Annotated in this window: 4 protein-coding genes and 1 pseudogene; 3 read left to right on the forward strand and 2 right to left on the reverse strand. The window is 45.7% G+C overall.

All coding sequences use genetic code 11. The features are described 5' to 3' along the window. The 3 genes and pseudogenes from OU814_RS31145 to OU814_RS31155 all read left to right on the forward strand — a co-directional run. Positions 1-217: pseudogene (locus OU814_RS31145) on the forward strand (hypothetical protein); the annotation flags it as partial. Between the two features lie 88 nt (positions 218-305). Beyond that, positions 306-605, forward strand: coding sequence for a hypothetical protein (locus tag OU814_RS31150; RefSeq protein WP_268243307.1), 300 nt, complete (start codon positions 306-308; stop codon positions 603-605). A gap of 210 nt (positions 606-815) precedes the next feature. Then, the gene (locus OU814_RS31155) at positions 816-1,034 is read left to right on the forward strand and encodes a hypothetical protein (protein WP_268243308.1); all 219 of its coding nucleotides are present in this window, start codon (positions 816-818) and stop codon (positions 1,032-1,034) included. 632 nt (positions 1,035-1,666) lie between these two features. Here the strand turns inward: OU814_RS31155 and OU814_RS31160 are convergent. Next, complete coding sequence (locus tag OU814_RS31160) at positions 1,667-2,050, reverse strand: hypothetical protein (protein WP_017288618.1); 384 nt, start codon at positions 2,048-2,050, stop codon at positions 1,667-1,669. A 399-nt stretch (positions 2,051-2,449) separates the two neighbouring features. Further along, positions 2,450-3,322: a transposase gene (locus OU814_RS31165; protein ID WP_268243309.1), complete on the reverse strand. Its 873-nt coding sequence runs from the start codon at positions 3,320-3,322 to the stop codon at positions 2,450-2,452. Between the last annotated feature and the right edge of the window lie 372 nt (positions 3,323-3,694).

A 3,694-nucleotide genomic window follows, 5' to 3' on the forward strand; every position in this document is an offset into this window, starting at 1 on the left:
GACCGCAGACCGATTGGCTACTCGGTTGAGCAATTACCGTGGCAAAGCTGATTTTGAGCCGTTCCCCGTTCGCTTCAAATGCCGATTGAGTAAGGATAGAAGCCGAATTCTGAGCAAATCATTTGAACAAAAATACTATAGGGGATCTGGGAAATACAGTGCAGCCGCAATTGATGAAGTAACGGCAATGCTATCGAAGATCGTGCGCGCGCTGTAATGTGACTTTTTTGGACAATAAGCATGAGGCAGTCAAAAAACTGAATTCTTTGATGTCACAACAGGAGGGATCAAATGAATTAATCATCATGAATCTTTCCCTCGAAACTCTTCTGCAAGAGCGATCGCTTGACCTTGAAGCCGCACGAGCCAAAACTGCAAAATCGGCATTGTTGAAAAAGCTCACGGATTTTCGATCGCTCCATCAGAATCGCACTGGGAACCTTCGCTTGGATGGCTCAGAAGTGGCGCGGCTCGTCGAACTGATTGGTGATAAAAATCCCGCTCTGGCGCAAAGACTTTCAGGCTATCGGAATCAACTCAGAAGCGAAATCACGCTGTTACCGCATGAGGTTGATTCTCTCGTAGCGATCGTCGAGCGTTCTTGATCGAGCCGGTAAACGGCTCCGGTATGTGGCTCCCGTCCTCCATCTCTTCAATACTGAGGCTGTGAAACTCATTCCATGTGGAATAAGTTGAGATGTTGCATTCCATCTCCTCAGTGCTGAGGATGTAGCTATCCTGCTCGAAAATGAGCGGGGTTATCCCTCGAAACACTATAGGCTTAAATCCTTTCTCGCCAATCGTTTGAGAGGATTTTGCCGCGAAAATACTATGGGCTGAAACGCCGTTTTTATCGAATTGAAAAAGTTAGGGGGGAGTCCCCATCGGTTTTAGTTCCTCAATCAGGCGATCGCTGGAATGCTCAAAGCCTTACAGGACAAGAAAGTCTGTTCCTCAAACGGAGCGATCTCTGGCTAAATATCCTCCACAGGGACATTCTGATCTTGTACGTCGAATTTAGTGCAGCACCCTAAACCCATTGCCCTATAACGGCTTTAGCCATTTTTAAGCGGTTTAGTGCAGTGGTAGTTAGTTTCTTCTGATTGTAAGCGCGATCGATTTTCTTGTCTCATCTGTCTCATTCAGTGGACTAGGCGATCGCTCTCGGACTAAATACAGAATCAGGAAAATCGCTGTTTTGGCTGAGTTTCAGGGATTTTCGCTCTCGGTACTCTGTCCATCACGCAGATAACCAATATTCTTCTAGTTTTGAAATCCTCTCTATATAATGCTTCAAGCGTGAGACTGAATCAAGACTAAAACTCTGGACTAAAAAAGAACTGACTTGGACTAACTCGGATCACAATGCGATCGCACTTCCCTGTCTCACCTGCGCTAACTTTGTTAGCGTTGATTGCGCGAATTGTCTCAACCCAAGATTGAAGCTAGACGTAACTGAGACTTCTTTCTGTAAGGATAAAAACCGCGCCTTATGGGTATATGCGATCGTTCCTCATCCAATTCGCAATTGGTTGTTACCATTGGCACTGCCCGATCGTTGGCTAGACAGGTTTTTTGGCAAAAATCTAGGTCTACTGCCGAAGCAATAATTTCTATCTGAAGTCAGCATCCCGACTCACTTGATCGAGTGTATGGATGGCTTCACTTATCTGCCTTGATAGTTCTGCTCAATCCACAGGCGTAGCTCTGCTTCGGAGTCTGCATAAACACACTCACCAGTCTGAGGGTCAAAGGCGTACCACCATTGGTCGCTGCCTTGTTCGTATTGGTACACTTGCAATTCTGTGCCACCGAAAAGTACCTCAGCAACTCTCTGCTTGAACGCTTTGAGTCTAGAAGAGAGCGATCGTCTATCTCGATGTGGAGCGGCTGTCGGTGCAATCTGCTGTCTTTCTTGCTCCAATAATTTCATCAATTGGAGATCATTGACTGCTTGAGCAGCTTCGATACGGCGTGCAAGGGCAGCCATCATGTTGTCCTGATGTTTGGCAAACGTTTGGGAAACGTTTGGATTAATTGTGCTAGTCATCATAAGCTCAGGGAATAATGGTGATTTGTTTTATTCATGACTATACAATATTTTCTGTAACCGAAGCTACAAAAGTTGTCTTTCCCTAACATGAATCGGTAATGTTCTAGACCTCAATACTTCGGACATTTTTCTGAATAGTTCCACAAGGCTTCAGGCTCCACGGTTTCCGAATTGAGCTATTTTTTCAAAGTTAGCCCTACCCCTAAGTTTGAAAAAAGAATCCAGTTCACGATTGAATCAGTGCTTGAGCCTCAAAAGACACCCAAAATTTGTCCGAAGTATTAGAATTGTTGGGGAATAACTTTACCTCAAAGTGAAACTCCGACAATTTCAGCTTTCTGTCATCAGATCAAGCAGCTTTCAAGTAGAAATTCCATAATCCAGCGGCAGTCAACATCAAATGGTCATCAAAATCCTTGATCCGAGCACTGCGTGACGCAAGCAAGTGCGATAAATTGCACTGACCGCACCATAACGCTTGATGCCTGCGAAAGCGTTCTCACAAACGACTCGCGACTGGCTCAAACTGCGATTTTCTTGCTTCTGTTTCTTGCTTAGCTCACCCCCTCTAGGCTTCTTGTGTGGAATGCGAATGTTCGTATACTCAGATTGCAAGCCTTGAAAGCCTAGGTCTACTTCGATGGGAATCTCGTCGGGAATGTGAAACGCAATCTCTTCTTCGGTTTCAAATCGTTTATCGTGAAGCTTTCCCTCACGGGCATGGCTCAACACTAACACTCGCTTGGATTGATCTACTGCCGCGAGATGCTTGCGAGTATGTCGGCGCTTTTTGCCAGAGTAGTTCTGCGTCTGAGCTTCTGAATTCTGCGGACGTTGAATTGGGCGCTCTGTCCCATCAATCATCACCCGCTCGACTCCTGGAAACATTTCCAGAAATGCTTCAATACTCCGCAGCTTGCGCGCTGGTAACACCATCTCCTGTCCTAAAGCTGCCTCAAGCACAGGCTGTAATTCGTGCATCCATTCATGCGTCTGTGAACGGTCGAGGTCAAACAAGATGCCTGCTAAATCAAACGTCGGGTAGCATTTGAAGTAAAACAGGATGTAGAACAATTTCGCTTCGATACTTTGTAATCTTGCTTTGCGCCCGCCGCCTCTGGCTCGTTTTCGCACGGGCTTTGCCGCAATTCGACTGGCTTCATACGCTTGCTCGAAACTGGGCAGCAAGGCATCAAAAGCGTTTCGATTCAGCTCGGTTAATGCTCGCACCAGGCGATCCTGGTTCAGTGCGCGTTCAAGGTTCAGCATGTGGCGGCATACTGTTGGTCTTGTCTATTATTACCTATTTCCCAACAAGTCTATTGATAGAAGTCAATTGCTAAAGATATAGTAACTTCTCACCAATCCTCGAAGCGTTGACGTAGTTGTTCGCGATAGCGTTTCGCGCTCAGTTGATATTGCTTTAGGTGAAAGTGTCCTCGAATTGGGTCAAAAGCAGCAATCGAAATTTCGGCGCAAAAATCGAAAAAAGGATAGATGTGGGTAATTTCTGGAACATGCACAATGCATCAGAACGAACAATAGTTTCAGGCTATTTTGTTACTTCTTGCATTCACGTAGCATTTAACAACCTGCAAAAATTCGCGCAAAACACCTGAAGTACTATCTGGTCGCCATACC

The organism is Leptolyngbya sp. GGD, assembly GCF_026735145.1.
GTDB lineage: Bacteria > Cyanobacteriota > Cyanobacteriia > Leptolyngbyales > Leptolyngbyaceae > Leptolyngbya > Leptolyngbya boryana.